Annotated in this window: 17 protein-coding genes; 7 read left to right on the forward strand and 10 right to left on the reverse strand. The window is 70.0% G+C overall.

Features of this window, described 5'->3' with window-relative positions:
• Positions 1-122 precede the first annotated feature (122 nt).
• The 5 genes from LPC04_RS19155 to ribD form a co-directional block, all read right to left on the reverse strand.
• A complete protein-coding gene (locus LPC04_RS19155; RefSeq protein ID WP_275683878.1) occupies positions 123-1,307 on the reverse strand; it encodes a pyridoxal phosphate-dependent aminotransferase in 1,185 nt (394 codons plus the stop codon).
• 4 nt (positions 1,308-1,311) lie between these two features.
• Positions 1,312-1,794: a transcription antitermination factor NusB gene (gene nusB, locus LPC04_RS19160; RefSeq protein WP_275683879.1), complete on the reverse strand. Its 483-nt coding sequence runs from the start codon at positions 1,792-1,794 to the stop codon at positions 1,312-1,314.
• Positions 1,791-2,255 (reverse strand): 6,7-dimethyl-8-ribityllumazine synthase, encoded by a 465-nt coding sequence (gene ribH, locus LPC04_RS19165; protein ID WP_275683880.1) that lies wholly within the window; start codon positions 2,253-2,255, stop codon positions 1,791-1,793. The genes nusB and ribH overlap by 4 nt, the downstream gene beginning before the upstream one ends.
• An 81-nt stretch (positions 2,256-2,336) precedes the next feature.
• Positions 2,337-3,443 (reverse strand): bifunctional 3,4-dihydroxy-2-butanone-4-phosphate synthase/GTP cyclohydrolase II, encoded by a 1,107-nt coding sequence (gene ribBA / locus LPC04_RS19170; RefSeq protein ID WP_275683881.1) that lies wholly within the window; start codon positions 3,441-3,443, stop codon positions 2,337-2,339.
• A gap of 46 nt (positions 3,444-3,489) precedes the next feature.
• Positions 3,490-4,584 (reverse strand): bifunctional diaminohydroxyphosphoribosylaminopyrimidine deaminase/5-amino-6-(5-phosphoribosylamino)uracil reductase RibD, encoded by a 1,095-nt coding sequence (ribD, locus tag LPC04_RS19175; RefSeq protein ID WP_275683882.1) that lies wholly within the window; start codon positions 4,582-4,584, stop codon positions 3,490-3,492.
• A gap of 129 nt (positions 4,585-4,713) precedes the next feature.
• On the opposite strand from ribD, the gene LPC04_RS19180 reads away from it, so the two are divergent.
• The 6 genes from LPC04_RS19180 (at position 4,714) to LPC04_RS19205 (ending at position 8,599) form a co-directional block, all read left to right on the forward strand.
• A complete protein-coding gene (locus LPC04_RS19180) occupies positions 4,714-5,277 on the forward strand; it encodes a GspH/FimT family pseudopilin (protein WP_275683883.1) in 564 nt (187 codons plus the stop codon).
• Positions 5,278-5,391: 114 nt separating this feature from the next.
• Complete coding sequence (locus LPC04_RS19185; protein WP_275683884.1) at positions 5,392-6,000, forward strand: GspH/FimT family pseudopilin; 609 nt, start codon at positions 5,392-5,394, stop codon at positions 5,998-6,000.
• A complete protein-coding gene (gene pilV / locus LPC04_RS19190) occupies positions 5,997-6,560 on the forward strand; it encodes a type IV pilus modification protein PilV (protein ID WP_275683885.1) in 564 nt (187 codons plus the stop codon). Before LPC04_RS19185 ends, pilV begins: the two co-directional genes overlap by 4 nt.
• On the forward strand, positions 6,557-7,462 hold the full coding sequence (locus LPC04_RS19195) for a PilW family protein (protein WP_275683886.1): 906 nt from the start codon (positions 6,557-6,559) through the stop codon (positions 7,460-7,462). The genes pilV and LPC04_RS19195 overlap by 4 nt, the downstream gene beginning before the upstream one ends.
• A complete protein-coding gene (locus tag LPC04_RS19200) occupies positions 7,459-8,100 on the forward strand; it encodes a pilus assembly PilX family protein (protein ID WP_275683887.1) in 642 nt (213 codons plus the stop codon). The genes LPC04_RS19195 and LPC04_RS19200 overlap by 4 nt, the downstream gene beginning before the upstream one ends.
• Positions 8,101-8,140: 40 nt before the next feature.
• A complete protein-coding gene (locus LPC04_RS19205) occupies positions 8,141-8,599 on the forward strand; it encodes a type IV pilin protein (RefSeq protein ID WP_275683888.1) in 459 nt (152 codons plus the stop codon).
• 46 nt (positions 8,600-8,645) lie between these two features.
• Here the strand turns inward: LPC04_RS19205 and nrdR are convergent, their stop codons facing one another.
• The 3 genes from nrdR to LPC04_RS19220 form a co-directional block, all read right to left on the reverse strand.
• On the reverse strand, positions 8,646-9,089 hold the full coding sequence (nrdR, locus tag LPC04_RS19210; RefSeq protein WP_275683889.1) for a transcriptional regulator NrdR: 444 nt from the start codon (positions 9,087-9,089) through the stop codon (positions 8,646-8,648).
• 16 nt (positions 9,090-9,105) lie between these two features.
• Entirely contained in the window at positions 9,106-10,353 is a 1,248-nt protein-coding gene (gene glyA, locus LPC04_RS19215; protein ID WP_275683890.1) for a serine hydroxymethyltransferase, read from the reverse strand.
• Between the two features lie 406 nt (positions 10,354-10,759).
• Entirely contained in the window at positions 10,760-11,659 is a 900-nt protein-coding gene (locus tag LPC04_RS19220) for a lytic transglycosylase domain-containing protein (protein WP_275683891.1), read from the reverse strand.
• 308 nt (positions 11,660-11,967) lie between these two features.
• Between LPC04_RS19220 and LPC04_RS19225 the strand changes: the two genes are divergently transcribed.
• Positions 11,968-13,545: a UbiD family decarboxylase gene (locus LPC04_RS19225; protein WP_275683892.1), complete on the forward strand. Its 1,578-nt coding sequence runs from the start codon at positions 11,968-11,970 to the stop codon at positions 13,543-13,545.
• Between the two features lie 180 nt (positions 13,546-13,725).
• On the opposite strand, the gene LPC04_RS19230 is transcribed toward LPC04_RS19225, so the two are convergent.
• The gene (locus LPC04_RS19230) at positions 13,726-14,601 is read right to left on the reverse strand and encodes a YdcF family protein (protein WP_275683893.1); all 876 of its coding nucleotides are present in this window, start codon (positions 14,599-14,601) and stop codon (positions 13,726-13,728) included.
• Between the two features lie 216 nt (positions 14,602-14,817).
• Complete coding sequence (gene pdxH, locus LPC04_RS19235) at positions 14,818-15,462, reverse strand: pyridoxamine 5'-phosphate oxidase (RefSeq protein ID WP_275683894.1); 645 nt, start codon at positions 15,460-15,462, stop codon at positions 14,818-14,820.
• Between the last annotated feature and the right edge of the window lie 75 nt (positions 15,463-15,537).

Genomic DNA, 15,537 nt, shown 5'->3' on the forward strand with positions numbered 1-15,537 from the left:
GGCGGAAGTTAACCGATGGTGGCCAGGGAATATTGGCCGAATAAGGGGAAGATACCCTGCACGATGACACAAATGTCACCCGTCTGGCGATTGCATCACGCTTGTCGGCAGGGTTGAAAGGATCAACGGTCGAGTTCGCGAGCCAGCCGTCTGACGGTTTCCTGAAGTTGGGGCATCGCCGTCGCGAACGATAACCTGAAGTAGGTGCTCGCATGCGCGGGGCCGAAGTCCTTGCCGGGCGTCAGGGCGACGTGGGCGGTCTTCATCAGCTGCATCGCGAAATCCCAGCTGCTGCTGGCGAATCGGCTGCAATCGGCCCAGACGTAAAAGGCGCCGTCCGGCACGACCGGAACCTGAATCCCCAGTTTCTGCAGCGCCGGCACGATGAAATCGCGGCGCTCGCGAAACGCCGCGCGCCGGTGCTCGCATTCGGCCAGGCTGTCGGCGTCGAAACACGCGATCGCCGCATGCTGGGCGATCGAGCTGGCGCAGATGTAGAGGTTCTGCGCCAGGCGTTCCACCGGCTCGACCAGCGCCTCCGGCAGCACCAGCCAGCCCAGGCGCCAGCCGGTCATGCTGAAGTACTTGGAGAAGCTGTTGACCGAGACGATGTCGTCGCCGAGCGCCAGCGCGCAGCGCTCGAACGCCGGGTCGTAGCTCAGGCCCTGGTAGATCTCGTCGACGATGGCGATGCCGCCCTTTTCTCGCACGACCTCGACGATGCGCGCAAGCTCGTCTGGCGCGATCGACGTGCCGGTCGGGTTCGACGGCGTGGCCAGCAGCACGCCGCGCGTGTGCGGCGTCCAGTGCTCGCGCACGTGCGCCGCATCGAGCTGGAAGCGCGAGGCGGGCGTCGTCGGCACCAGGCGCGCGGTGGCGCCGGTGGCGGCCACGAAGTGGCGGTTGCACGGGTAGCTCGGGTCCGGCATCAGCACCTCGTCGCCAGCCTCGAACAGCGCCTGGCAGACGAGCTGCAGCCCCGCCGACGCGCCCGCCGTGACGACGATGCGGCGCGCCGGCACGTCCACGCCCCAGCGGGTCGCGTACCAGCGGCTGATGCGCTCCCGCAGCGCGGGCAGGCCGACGGCGTCGGTGTATTGCGTGCGTCCGGCGCGCAGGGCGACCTCGGCGGCGGCGATGACCGGCGCGGGCGCGGTGAAGTCCGGCTCGCCGATGTTCAGGTAGATCATCGGCTCGCCGCCGAGCGCCGGATCGCATTCCGGCGAGCGCGCGATCTCCTGCGCCACCTTGGCGCACTCCATCACGTAGAACGGGTCGATGTGGGCGAGGCGGCCGGCGAGCTTCATGCGTTCAACGGCCCTTGGCCTGCACCTCGACGGGCCGGAGGTCGCCGGCGGTCTTGTCGAGGACGCCGTTGACGTACTTGTGCCCGTCGGTGCCGCCGAAGCTCTTGGCGAGCTCGACTGCCTCGTTGATCGCGACCTTGTACGGGATGTCGAGGCAGTGCTTCAGCTCGTACGCGCCGATCATCAGCACGCCGTGTTCGACCGGCGACAGCTCGGTCGTCTTGCGGTCGACGAACTTGGCGAGCACGGCGTCGAGGTCGGCGGCCTCGGCGATGCAGCCGTGCAGCAGCGCGTCGAAGTGCGCGCGGTCGGCCTTGTCGAAGCCTTCCTGCTCGCGCATGTGGGCGTCGATCACGCCGGCGTCGGTGCCGGAGACCAGCCATTCGTACAGGCCCTGCAGCGCGATCTCGCGCGAGCGGCGGCGGGCGGACTTCGGCTTGGCGGGCTTCTCGGCGGGCTGGGCGTTCTTCTCGGGGGCGGCGTTCATAGCAGGTCGTCCATCAGGTTGGCCATCTCGACGGCGACGCGCGCGGCGTCGCGCGCCTTGTCCTCGACGCGGGCCAGCGCCTGGGCTTCGTTCTCGACGGTGAGGATCGCGTTGGCGATCGGCACCTGGTGGTCGAGCGACACGCGCGTGACGCCCGCGCCGCTCTCGTTGGACACCAGCTCGAAGTGGTAGGTCTCGCCGCGGATGATGCAGCCGATCGCGACGAGCGCGTCGTAGTCGTCCTGGTCGGCCATCGCCTTCAGTGCGATCGGCACCTCGAGGGCGCCGGGCACGGTGATGGTCGTGACGTGCTTGGGCTGCACGCCGAGCGCCAGCAGCTCGGCGTGGCAGACCTCGGCCATGCGCGAGGTGATCGCGTCGTTGAAGCGGGCGCGCACGATCCCGATGACGAGGTCGCGGCCGTCCAGATCGGTTGCGTTGCCTTGATCAGCAGCTTGCATCGGGGGACTCCAGGAAAAAAGAACGGATAAAGAACGAGGCCTTGTCGTCGGCGACGACGCGGCAGGAAACGGACGCGCGTCTTATGCGGCGTCGGCGGTCGTGATGAAACTGGAAACCTCGAGGCCGTAGCCGGTCATGCTGGGCATGCGGCGCGGCTGGCCCAGCAGCTGCATGCGCGTGACGCCCAGCTCGCGCAGGATCTGCGCGCCCACGCCGTAGGTGCGCAGGTCGACCGGCCGCTTCTCGACCGGCTCGCACGGATCGCCCTGCGGCATCAGCTGCGCGACGAGGTGGTCGGCCGGTTCGCCGCAATTGAGCAGCACGGCGACGCCCTGTCCGCGCTTCTCGATCGCGGCCAGCGCCTGCGGCAGCGGCCACGAGTGCTTGCCGCAGGACGAGTCGAGCAGGTCGATTGCGGAGAACGGCTCGTGCACGCGCACCGGCACCTCGTCGCCGGCCTTCCAGCTGCCCTTGACGAGCGCCATGTGCGCGCCGCCGGAGCGGTCGCGGAACAGGTGGCAGTCGAAGTTGCCGTACGGCGTGTTCAGCGCGCGCTTGCCGACGGCCGTGATCAGCGATTCGTGGCGGCTGCGATGATGGATCAGGTCGGCGATCGTGCCGATCAGCAGGCCGTGCTCCTTGGCGAAGATCTCGAGGTCCGGCAGGCGCGCCATCGTGCCGTCCTCGTTCATCACCTCGCAGATGACGGCCGAGGGCATCAGGCCGGCCATCGCGGCCATGTCGCAGCCGGCTTCGGTATGGCCGGCGCGCATCAGCACGCCGCCGTCCTGCGCCTGCAGCGGGAAGATGTGGCCGGGCTGCACGAGGTCGGACGGCTTCGCGCCGCGCGCGACGGCGGCCTGCACGGTACGCGCGCGGTCGGCGGCCGAGATGCCGGTGGTCACGCCCTCGGCGGCCTCGATGGACACCGTGAACGCGGTGCCGTGCGGCGAGCCGTTGCGCGACGCCATCGGCGGCAGGTGCAGGCGCTCGCACATCTCGCGCGTCATCGTCAGGCAGATCAGGCCGCGCGCATGGCGGGCCATGAAGTTGATCGCCTCGGGCGTGACGAATTCGGCCGCCAGGACCAGGTCGCCCTCGTTCTCGCGATCCTCCTCGTCGACAAGGATGATCATGCGGCCCGCGGCCAATTCGTTGACGAGTGCGGAAACAGGAGAGATGGGCATGCGGCGATTGTAGGCGGCGGACCAGGGTTTCCCAGGGGCAGGGCCTCTATACGCGTGGGCTTCGTGCAAGGATGCGCAGGTCGGCGCCGACTCTGGTGGCGTCGTGGAAATCGAACGCGAGTCCCTGGGCCAGCGATTCGAACGGGCCGAGGTCGGCCATCCCGCGACCCGCGCCCAGCAGCGTCGGCGCCAGGTACAGCAGCAGTTCGTCGACGCGGCCCGTTCGCAGCAGGGCGGCGTTGAGGCGCGCGCCGGCCTCGACGTGCACCTCGTTGATGTGGCGGTGGGCGAGATCGTCCAGCACGGTCTCGAGATCGAGCCGCCCGTCCGCGGCCGGCACGTCGACGATCTCGGCGCCGCGCGCCTCGAGCGCGGCACGCCGGCCGGCGTCGCGGGACGCCGTGAACAAAACAGGTGGCGAGGCGGCGTCGAACAGCCGCGCCGTGGGCGGCGTGTCCAGGCGCGCATCGACGACGCAGCGCAGCGGCTGCCTGGCCGTCTCCACGAGCCGCACGTCCAGCGACGGGTCGTCGGCCAGCACGGTTCCGATGCCCGTGAGCACCGCGCCCGCGCGCTTGCGGAACGCGTGGCCGTCCGCGCGCGCGTCCGCGCCGGTGATCCACTGGCTGGCGCCGTTGGGCAGCGCGGTGCGGCCGTCCAGCGACGCGGCGATCTTCATGCGCACCCACGGCCGGCCGCGTTCCATGCGCGAGAAGAAGCCGATGTTCAACTCGCGGGCGCGCAGCGCGACGTCGTCCGGCGCGCGACCGATGGCGATGCCGGCCGCGGCGATGCGCGCCGTGCCCTGGCCGTTGACGAGCGGGTTCGGGTCGCCGACGGCGATCTCGACCCGGCCGACGCCGGCCGCCACCAGCGCGTCGCAGCACGGCGGCGTGCGGCCGTGGTGGGCGCAGGGCTCGAGCGTCACGTAGACGGTGGCGCCGCGCACGTCGTGGCCACGGGCCTGGGCGTCGCGCAGCGCCATGACCTCCGCGTGCGGGCCGCCCGCGGCCTGCGTGTGGCCCTGGCCGAGGACGGTCGCGCCGTCGGCCGACACGATCAGGCAGCCGACGCGCGGGTTCGGATCGGACAGGCCGACCGCGTGCTCGGCCAGCGCCAGCGTCAAAAGCCAGGGTTTCATCGAGGATCGTCCGGTTGCCGCGCGCGCCTGCGCCGGTTTTCGGGACGGATGGCGGGCTGCGCCGTCCCGGGGGATGATTTTCCATGACGGCGACTGAACAATCGGCGGCTTGCCTTTCGAGACCGCGAAATGTCCATTCCGTCCCTTTGCCCGCGCCGCCGTCCGGCGCCCGGCTTCACCCTGATCGAGCTGGCCATCGTGCTCGCGATCGTCGCCATCCTTCTGCGCGTGGCGGCGCCGGGCATGTCGCGCAGCGTCGCCGCGCGGGCGCTGGCGGCGCAATCGTCCGAGTTCATGGCCGCATTGCGCTTCGCGCGCGCCACGGCGATGCAGCGCGGCATGGTCGTCACGATGTGCGCCAGCTTGCCGGGCGGCCCGCCGCTGGCCTGCCAGGGCCCGCACGCGGCCGACTGGCACAACGGCTGGATCGTGTTCGCCGACCGCGACCGCCACGGCACGCCCGACGCGAGCACGCCGCTGCTGCGCGTCCAGCAGGCCCTCCTGCGCAGCGGCGGTGTCGCGGGCACGCGCGGCAGCATCAGCTTCACGGCGGCGGGCTACAGCACCGACGCGGCGTCGCACTTCCTGTTCAGTCCGCCGGCGGAGGCCGCGCTCGACGCGCCGCCGGCCGTCATGGTCTGCGTGAGCAAGCAGGGCCGGCCGCGCCTGGCCGGCACGGGGGCGTGCGATTGAGCGCCGTGCATCCGGTGGCCGTGTCCGTCCGTCGTGAAGCGGCGCGACCGCCAGACCCGTTACATTCAGAATCGCCACGGCGTCCCTTGCCCGCGCCGGGCCGTTCCCGCCAACATGATCCGAACCCGTTCCGTTCCCGCGTCCGTCGCCTGCCCCAGCCGCCGCGCCATGGCCTCGCGCGTGGCGGGCGTGACGCTGATCGAGCTGATGATCACGCTGGCCGTCGCCGGCATCGCCATCGCGGTGGGCGTGCCTTCGTTCATGCGCACGCTGGCGCGCCATGCGATCGCGTCGCAGGCCGAGGAGCTGCAGGATGCCGTGCGCCTCGGACGCAACGAGGCGATGAAGCGCAGCGGGCCGGTCGTCCTGTGCCGCACCGACGCGGCCAACGCCAGCCATTGCGCGGGCAGCGGCGGCAGCTGGCAGACCTGGGTGCTGTTCACCGATCTCGCTCGCAGCGGCGCCTTCGTCGCCGGCGATGCGATCGTGCGCCAGCACGTCGACGTGTCTGGCCGGATGAGCGTCACCAGCAGCGCCGCGAGCATCCGCTTCGAGTCCACCGGCATCGCGCACTCGGACAACGGCGCGCCCGTCGTCTTCGTGTTCGCCCCCGCGGGCGCGGCGGCCGACTCGAGCGGCAGCAACCTCGCGTTGCAACGCCAGGTCTGCGTCAACCCGCGCGGCGAGGTCGTGGTGATCGCGGGCGGCGCGACGTGTCCATGACGCCGCGCCGCGCCCGATCCGCCCAGGCCGGCTTCTCTCTGGTCGAGGTGCTGGTGGCGATGTTCGTCGTCGCGATGGGCATCCTCGCGCTGGCAGGGCTGCTGCAGGCGTCCACGCGCTACTCGAAGATGAGCGAGCTGCGCTCCACCGCCACGCTGCTGGCCAACGACATCGCCGACCGCATCCGCGCCAATCCGATGGGCGGCGAGATCGGCACCGGCGGCTACGACATCACCGACAAGGCCTTCCCCAGTCCGCTCGCACCGCCGCATCCGCCCTGCACCAGCGAGGCGCCCTGCGGGCCGGTCGACCTGGCGAAGGTCGACCTGGCCGACTGGACGGCCCGCGTGCACGCGACGCTGCCCAAGGGCTCGACCTGGATCCAGTACCACGCCGGCACGCCGCCCGCGCCCGAGTACCTCGACGTCTGGGTCGGCTGGGCCGACCCGCTCACGCTGTCGCCGGGCATCTCCACCGACCACTCGGGCACCGAATGCCCGGACACCTGGAAGAAGATCGAGCCCTCGGTGCGTTGCGTCTACCTGCAGGTGACGCTGTGACGCGGCGCGCGTCCCCGCGTCGGCGGCTGGCTGCGGCCGGCTTCACGCTGATCGAGATGATGGTGGCGCTGGCGATCGGCCTGGCCGTCGTCGGCGCGCTGATCGCGGCCTACCTCGCGTCGTTCGCCAGCGGCCGGCACACCGACGCCATCGTGCAGATCACCGAGGACGCCGCGCTCGCGCTCAACGTGATGCGCCAGCAGGTCGCGCAGGCCGGCTTCAGCCAGCCGCACGGCGCGGGCGGCGCCGGCATGGTGCTGCACACGTTCCCGGCCATCGTCGGCTGCGAGGCGGCCGGCTTCGCCGACCTGAACGCCAACATCATGGCGGCCAACAACTGCAAGGTGAGCGAGTCTGATCCAGCCACGCCCGACGCGCTGGAAGTCGCCTTCGAAGGCAGCGTGCTGCCCGGCAAGGCGTCCAACGGCATCCTGGGCGGCAGCGGCGGCGCGCAGCCGCTCGACTGCCTCGGCAACTCGTTCGCCAAGACGCACGACGAGGCCACCGGCGACGACTACTGGCTCAACGACAGCAAGTTCTACGTCGCCGACGGCAGCCTCTATTGCCACGGCCCGGGCAACGCCGCCGGCGCGGCGCTGGTGCAGAACGTCGAGACGCTGCAGGTCACCTACGGCATGGCCTCGGCACCGGCCGGCGCGCCGGGCGCCGGGCAGGTCATCTACTACGGCAACGCACCGCCGCCGGGCTCGCCGCTGTGGGCCAACGTGGTCTCGGTCAAGCTGTGCGTGCAGGTGCGCAGCGCCACCAAGGTGCTGGACACGAAGTCGAGGGCCACGCTGGGCGGCTGGGTCGACTGCGGCAGCACGCAGCGCGCTGCCGCCGATGGCTACCTGCGCCGCACCTTCACCACCACCATCGTGTTGCAGAACAAGCTGCTGTGAGCCCGCGCCGTTCATCCTCCGCCCCGATCGCCGCGCGCGTCACGCCCGCGCGCGCGCAGGGCTTCTCGCTGATCATCGCCATGCTGATGCTGGCCGTGATCGGCCTGGCCTCGGCCGCGATCATGCGCAACGCCACCAGCGGCGACCAGGTGGCCAACAACAACCGGCTGCAGACGCAGGCCAACCAGTACGCGCAGCTCGCGCTGCGCTTCTGCGAATCCCAGCTGGCGCTGCCGGCGGCGTCGCGCAGTGTCGCGCTGCAGCCCGTGGCCTCGCCCGAGGCCTGGACGGCACAGGCCAACTGGGCGGTCAAGGGCAAGGCCCTGGCCCACACGCTCGTCCCAGCCGAGATCGGCAGCGCGGTGCAGCCCCGCGTCGCGCCGCAATGCCTGATGGAGGCGACGGCCGTGCCCAACCTCTACACCGTCACCGCGCGCGGCTTCAGCGCCGACTTCAAGGCCGACCCCAGCACCGGTTCGACCCGCAACGGCTCGGCCATCTGGCTGCAGGCCACGATCTACGCCGAGAGCGAGGCCGTGCCGGCCGACCCGGCGGCCGCGGTGGCCCCCGCGTCGACGGCCGGCGCGCTCACGGTGCGCCAGCGCGTCTGGCAGCAACTGCTGACGCCGCCGTTCTGACGCTGCCGTTGCGCCACCGACGCTCCTCATCCCGTCCGCGATGCGCCCGCGCTCGTCCCACGTCGTCACCCGCCAGGCGTCGCCTGGCTTCACGCTGATCGAACTGCTGGTCGCGATGGCCGCGCTGGCCATCCTGGCCGCGATCGCGTTGCCCGCGTTCTTCGAGCAGCTGGCCCGCGCACGGCGCAGCGATGTCCAGGCCGCGCTGCTCGAGGACGCCGCCTACATGCAGCACTACTACGCGTCGCACAACGCGTACTGGGACCAGCTGCCCCCGCAACTGCCGTTCGCGAGCACGCCGCGGCAGGGCGCCCCGAGCTATGCGATCACGGTCAGCGTACCGGCCGACGATCCGACCTCGTTCGTGTTGACGGCCACCCGCAGCGGCGCGATGTCGTCCGACGCCTGCGGCGACTTCACCTACGACAACCTGGGTCGGCGCGACCTGGCCGCCGGCACGTTCGCCGCCGGACGCAACGCCGCGAATTGCTGGCGGTGACCGGCGCGACCGACGAAAAACCCGGCGCGCGGCCGGGTTTGCAGGTTCAGATGTCCTTGATCAGCCGACTGAACTCGTCGACATCCTCGAAGCTTCGATAGACCGACGCGAAGCGCACGTAGGCCACCTTGTCGAGGCGCTTGAGTTCGCGCATCACCAGCTCGCCGACCCGCGTCGACGGCACTTCGCGCAGGCCGGTGCCGATCAGCTTGTCCTGGATGCGCTCGATCGCCGCGTCGATCTGCTCGATGCTCACCTGGCGCTTGCGCAGCGCGAGCGTCATCGAGCCGCGCAGCTTGGCGGGATCGAAGTCGACGCGCGCGCCGCTCTTCTTGACGATCGCCGGCAGCGCCATCTCGGCGCGCTCGTAGGTCGTGAAGCGCTTGTCGCACTTGAGGCAGCGGCGGCGCCGCCGGACGACGTCGCCCTCGTCCGATTCGCGGGTCTCGGCGACCTGCGTCTCGTCGTGACTGCAATAAGGGCAGCGCATGGGGCGACGCGTCGGATCAGCGGTAGACCGGGAAGTCGCGCGTCAGGGCCTCGACCTTGGCACGCACCGCGGCCAGGCGCGCCGCGTCCTGCGGGGCGTCCAGCACGTCGGCGATCAGGTGCGCCGTGGCGCGGGCCTGGTCTTCCTTGAAGCCGCGCGTGGTCATCGCCGGCGTGCCCAGGCGGATGCCGCTGGTGACCATCGGCTTTTCCGGGTCGTTCGGGATCGCGTTCTTGTTGCAGGTCATGTGCGCCTCGCCCAGGATGCGTTCGGCGTCCTTGCCGGTGATGCCCTTGGCGCGCAGGTCGACCAGCATCACGTGGCTCTCGGTGCGGCCCGAGACGATGCGCAGGCCGCGCTCGATCAGCGTCTTCGCGAGCACGTCTGCGTTCTTCACGACTTGCTGTTGATACGTCTTGAACTCGGGCGACAGCACCTCCTGGAACGCGATGGCCTTGCCGGCGATCACGTGCATCAGCGGGCCGCCCTGCAGGCCCGGGAAGATGGCGGAGTTGATCTGCTTGGCGAACGCATCCTTCATCAGGATGATGCCGCCGCGCGGGCCACGCAGGCTCTTGTGCGTGGTGGACGTGACGACGTCGGCGTGCGGCACCGGGTTCGGATAGACGCCCGCGGCGATCAGGCCGGCGTAGTGCGCCATGTCGACCATGAAATACGCGCCGATCTCCTTGGCGACCTTCGCGAAGCGCTCGAAGTCGATGCGCAGCGCGAACGCCGAGGCGCCCGCGATGATCAGCTTCGGCTTGTGCTCGCGCGCGGTGCGCTCCATCGCGTCGTAGTCGATGTCCTCGGCCGCGTTCAGGCCGTAGCTGACGACCTTGAACCACTTGCCGCTCATGTTGAGCGCCATGCCGTGGGTCAGGTGGCCGCCTTCGGCCAGGCTCATGCCCATGATGGTGTCGCCGGGCTGCAGCAGGCCCAGGAAGACGGCCTGGTTGGCCTGCGAGCCGGAGTTGGGCTGCACGTTGGCGTTCTCGGCGCCGAACAGCTGCTTGATGCGGTCGATGGCCAGCTGCTCGACGACGTCGACGTTCTCGCAGCCGCCGTAGTAGCGCTTGCCCGGGTAGCCTTCGGCGTACTTGTTGGTGAGCTGCGAGCCCTGCGCGGCCATCACGGCCGGCGAGCAGTAGTTCTCCGAGGCGATCAGCTCGATGTGCTGTTCCTGGCGCAGGTTCTCGGCCTGGATGGCGGCCCAGATGGCGGGGTCAACGTTGGCGATCGTCGATTGTTGGCGGTCGAACATGGAGATTCCTTGGATTGAAGGGCTTTGCGGGCGCGACGCCGGGCCTCGCTGGCGTCCGCCGGGTGCGCGCGGACGCGCGTCGGTGAGGGACTCCAGCGGTGCGCGAAAGTCGCGCTGCCCAGGCGAACGGCTGAAAAGGCGAGGGCGGGACGCTCATTCCCGATCACCTTTCGCGCTTCCCGGTGGTGGCCCACCTCGCAACCCGTCCGGAGCCCGGTGGCCGCAGCTCGGCCGGATCTCTCGGGACGCGTCCTGTCGCCAGTCGCGCGAGCCGCCAGTTTAACCGGCCCGCCGGCCGCGCGGCGAGCGGGGAGGATTGATTGACGCAATACGAAGCAAAACGGGCGCCTCGGCGCCCGTCGGGTCGATTCCGTGCAGCCGAGGCGGCGGCGCGGCGAAGGGTCGATCAGCGCACGGACGCCACGCGCTCGTGTTCCGGCCGCGCCTGCGCGTCCAGCTCGGGCGCGTCGGCATGGGCGGTCGATTCGCTGGCGGCCGGCGCGGCCGGGGCGACGACGGCCGCAGGCGCGACGACGGCCGGGGCCGGCGCGACCTTGGCGACGACCGGCACGATGGTCGGCGGCACGTTCTGGCCCGCCGCGACGCGCTTGAGCAGCTCCTGCTCGGCGATGACCTTGGCCGCGTAGCCGCCGTCGTCGTCGCCGGCACCGGCGCCGACGTAGAAGCGCAGGCCGTCGGACAGGCCGCCGGCCTTGGCGATGCATTCCTTGAGCACCAGCACGCCCACGCGCAGGTTGCTGACCGGGTCGAACGCCGCCAGGTGGCCGCCGTAGGACTCGTACTTGTCGCTGTGCACCTTGGTCATGACCTGCATCAGGCCCTGCGCGCCCACCGGGCTCTGCGCGAACGGATTGAAGCTCGACTCGATTGCCATCACCGACAGGATCAGCGTCGGCTCGATGCCGGTGCGCTGGCCGACCGTCCAGGATTCCTGCACCAGGCGGGCGACCGGCTCGGGCGCCACGTGGTAGCGGCGCACGATCCAGCGGGCCACGTTGGCCTGGGCGCGCGTCAGGTCGGCCAGGTCCGCCGTCGACGACGTGTTGACCGGCCCGCCGGTGGACGTCGGCTCCGTCTCGGCGACGGCCGCGAGGTCCTCGCCGCCGCTGCGCGCCAGGTGGCGCGCCTCGAGCCAGCCCCAGGCGCGCGCCTCGAGGCTGTCGCGCAGTTCGTCCTGGCTGCCCATGAACAGCGCGCCCGCGACGACTGCCAGTCCCACCATGGCCAGCATGCTGTGGCTCACATCGAGCAGGCCGTGGCCCACGTCGGTCAGGAACACGGTCACTGACTCTCGCCCGGTTGTCAGTGCGTTGCGCACGACGGCTTGGGGTTGAAGCATCTCTCTCCTTTCACAGCTCGGTGCCGACGGTCGGCGCACTCGGGGCGCACGGTCGCGGCGTTCTCGACGCTGGCGATAATGGATCGCTGCGATTCATGGCCGGTTTTGTCTGCGTCTAGCAGCCGGCGGCAGCCTTCAGGGCCCGGCCTCAGCGAGGAGGAGGGATAACCCTGGTGTGTAAATCTGCAGGGATTGTAGGAAGCCGCGAAATAACCCGTCAAGCATATAGACTTCTCGTTCCATAACCAAAAATTATGAAATACCGTGATTTGCGCGATTTCGCGGCCAATCTTGAGGGTTTTGGGGAGCTCAGACGTGTAACAGCGCCCGTGTCCCCCCACCTTGAAATGACCGCCCTGGCCGACCGCGTGCTCCGCCAGGAAGGCCCGGCGCTGCTGTTCGAAAACCCCACGGGGTATCGCGTTCCGGTGCTCGCCAACCTGTTCGGCACGCCCCACCGCGTGGCGCTGGGGATGGGCGCGGTGGACATCTCCGAGCTGCGCGGCATCGGCCAGCTGCTGGCCAACCTGCGCGAGCCGGAGCCGCCGAAGTCGGTCAAGGACGCCGGCAAGCTCTGGACGATGGGCAAGGCGCTGTGGGACATGAAGCCCGCGGTGTTGCGCAACGGACCCTGCCAGGAAGTGATCCAGGCGGCCGACGAGATCGACCTCGCGCAGTGGCCGATCCAGACCTGCTGGCCCGGCGACGTCGCCCCGCTGGTGACATGGGGCCTGGTCGTCACGCGCGGCCCGCGCAACGTGCCCAAGCCGCGGCTGCGCCAGAACCTGGGGATCTACCGGCAGCAGGTGATCGGCAAGCGCGAGCTGATCATGCGCTGGCTGACCCACCGCGGCGGCGCCCTCGATTTCCGCGAGTTCGCCCGCGCCAACCCCGGCAAGCCGTTCCCGCTGGTGTGCGCGCTGGGGGCCGATCCGGCGACGACGCTGGGCGCCGTCACGCCGGTGCCCGACACGCTGGGCGAGTACCAGTTCGCCGGCCTGCTGCGCGGCGGCCGCACCGAGCTCGTCGACACCCAGGCGGGCGAGGACGGCCTGATGCTGCAGGTGCCGGCGCGCGCCGAGATCGTGCTCGAAGGCCACATCCCCGTTGCCGCGCCCGGCTTCACCGGCGTCAGCGAACACGGCATCCCGTTGAAGGAGCAGGGCGGCTACCTGTACGCGCTGGAAGGTCCGTACGGCGACCACACCGGCTATTACAACGAGCGCGACTGGTTCCCCGTGTTCCGCCTCGATCGGCTGACGCACCGCAAGGATCCGATCTACCACTCGACCTACACCGGCAAGCCGCCCGACGAGCCGGCCGTCCTCGGCGTGGCGCTCAACGAGGTCTTCGTGCCGCTGCTGCAGAAGCAGTTTCCCGAGATCGTCGACTTCTACCTGCCGCCCGAGGGCTGCAGCTACCGCATGGCCGTCATCTCGATGAAGAAGGCCTACGCGGGCCACGCCAAGCGGCTGATGTTCGGGCTGTGGAGCGTGCTGCGCCAGTTCATGTACACGAAGTTCATCGTCGTCGTCGACGAGGACATCGACATCCGCGACTGGAACGAAGTGATCTGGGCCATCACCACGCGCATGGATCCCGTGCGCGACACCACGCTGGTCGACCACACGCCGATCGACTACCTCGACTTCGCCTCGCCGGTCAGCGGCCTGGGCGGCAAGATGGGCCTGGACGCGACCTCGAAGTGGCCCGGCGAGACGAGCCGCGAATGGGGGCGGCCGATCACGATGGCGGGCGCGCTCTCCAAGGATGTCGAGGCGCGGCTGGACGATGTCTTTGCCCACGTCATGAGCGCTGTCAAGGCCCGTTGAGGCTATCAGGACGCCGGACTCCTTCGTTCTGATTTCCTTGCGGCATCCGACTCGCGGGACTATCTTGGAACTGCCTCAAGCGAGGCACTCCCCTCTGCGCAGTCGATGCGCAATCGGAGCCCCGGGCGTTCTGCTCCGGAGCCCCATCGGTCGACGTTCAAGTCGTCCAGGAAGCCCCGATCACCTTCCAGTGCTCGGGGCTTCGTCATTCGTGGGCGCCCGGCGCCTCGCGACCAGCCCACCCAGGATCTCGTGCCACACGTTCCGCGTTCGTTGCAGGCCTGCGTCCGACGGCATCCAGTGCAGCAGCGGCAGGCCGGCACCGCCCGCCTGGCCCATCGTCGCAGGGATGATGCGCATCGGGGCCGACGCGCTCGCCGCCGCCGCGGCCGCGCGGAACTCGTGCAGCGCCCGTGGCATGTGGAAGCCGTGCGTGACCAGCACGATCTCGCGGATGCCCGCGGCCTGCAGCATCGCCACCGAGTTCACGGCGTTCTCGTGGGTGTCGCGCGAGTTGCTCTCGGTCCAGCGCAGTGGCGTGCCGAGTTCGGACTGGGCGATCTCGCTCGTGCGCGTCGCCTCGGGCGGATTGGACGCGCCGGGCGCGCCCCAGCCGCGTCCCCCCGACGCCAGGATCGGGATGCTGGTCTGATGGTTCAGCCAGACCGCGTATCGCAGGCGTTCGTAGGCGTCCTTGCCGAGATTGACGGCACCGTATTCGGGCGCCACCTGGTCGACGCCGCCGCCCAGCACGACGATGGCCAGCGGCTCGCCGGCAGCCTCGCGCGCCTTGAGTCCGGCGCGCGCGGTGGCATCGAGCGGGGTCGGCTCGTCCAGGCCGGCCGTCTCGAGCCACAGTGCGAAGCCCATGCAGGCCGTCAGCCAGATGCTCACGCACGAGATCACGATCAGCGCACGGCCCGTGCGCGGCCGCGCGCGCGCGATGGCCACGCCCGCGAGGGCGACGATGATGAACGGAGTCGGCGGCAGCAGCAATGCCGAGACGACGGGCTTGACGGCGCCCAGGCCGGTGGAGGTCAACCAGTCCGCGAACATGGCGTGCATTGTGGCGGGCGTGTCGCGTCGCGTGGAGGGCGCCGTCGTGGTCGCCTGGGCGAACCATGAATTAGGGGGTATGTCGCGACGGCGATCGAGCCGATCGCCAATTACCCGCCGGCGCGGTCGCATCCCTCGCGCAAATTGGCCGTCAAACTCGACCGGGAATATCGACCCGCGGGGATCCGGCTCGAGCTCGTGAATTCCGCCGCGCGATCAGGGCGCGAGCCGTTCGCGCGTCCACGCGCCGCCCTCGAGCCGATAGCGCAGGCGGTCGTGCAGGCGCGACTTGCGGCCCTGCCAGAACTCCCAGGCCTCGGGCTTGAGGCGGAAGCCGCCCCAGTGCGGCGGTCGCGGCGGATTCATCAGGAACTTCGCCGCGACCTTCGCCGCATTGGCCACGAGAACGCCGCGCGACTCGATCACCTCGCTCTGCGGCGATGCCCAGGCGCCGATGCGCGAATCGAGCGGGCGCGAGGCGAAATAGGCGTCGGATTCGGCCGCGTCCACGCGCTCGACACTGCCCTCGATGCGCACGACGCGCTCGAGCTGGACCCAATGGAACTGCAGCGCGGCGAACGGATGCAGCGCAAGCTCGCGGCCCTTGCGGCTGTCGTAGTTCGTGAACCAGACAATGCCGCGCGCATCGCATCCCTTGATGAGCACGATGCGCGTCGACGGGCGGCCATCGGCGCCCACGGTGGCCAGCGTCATCGCGTTCGGCTCGGGCACCTTTGCGGCGAAGGCCTCGCCCATCCAGGTCTCGAATTGACGCAGCGGATCGAGCGCCGATTCGGTTTCCTCGAGCTCGCCGCGCTCATAGCTCTTGCGTTGGTCCGACAAATTCGATGGATCATTCATTCGGATAGTTTAGGGGAACGCCTTAGGTAAACGTCCCACTGGAATAAAAGGGGTTTGGCAACGATTCTTGAGGCA

This window comes from Scleromatobacter humisilvae (genome assembly GCF_023231945.1).
Lineage (GTDB): Bacteria > Pseudomonadota > Gammaproteobacteria > Burkholderiales > Burkholderiaceae_C > Scleromatobacter > Scleromatobacter humisilvae.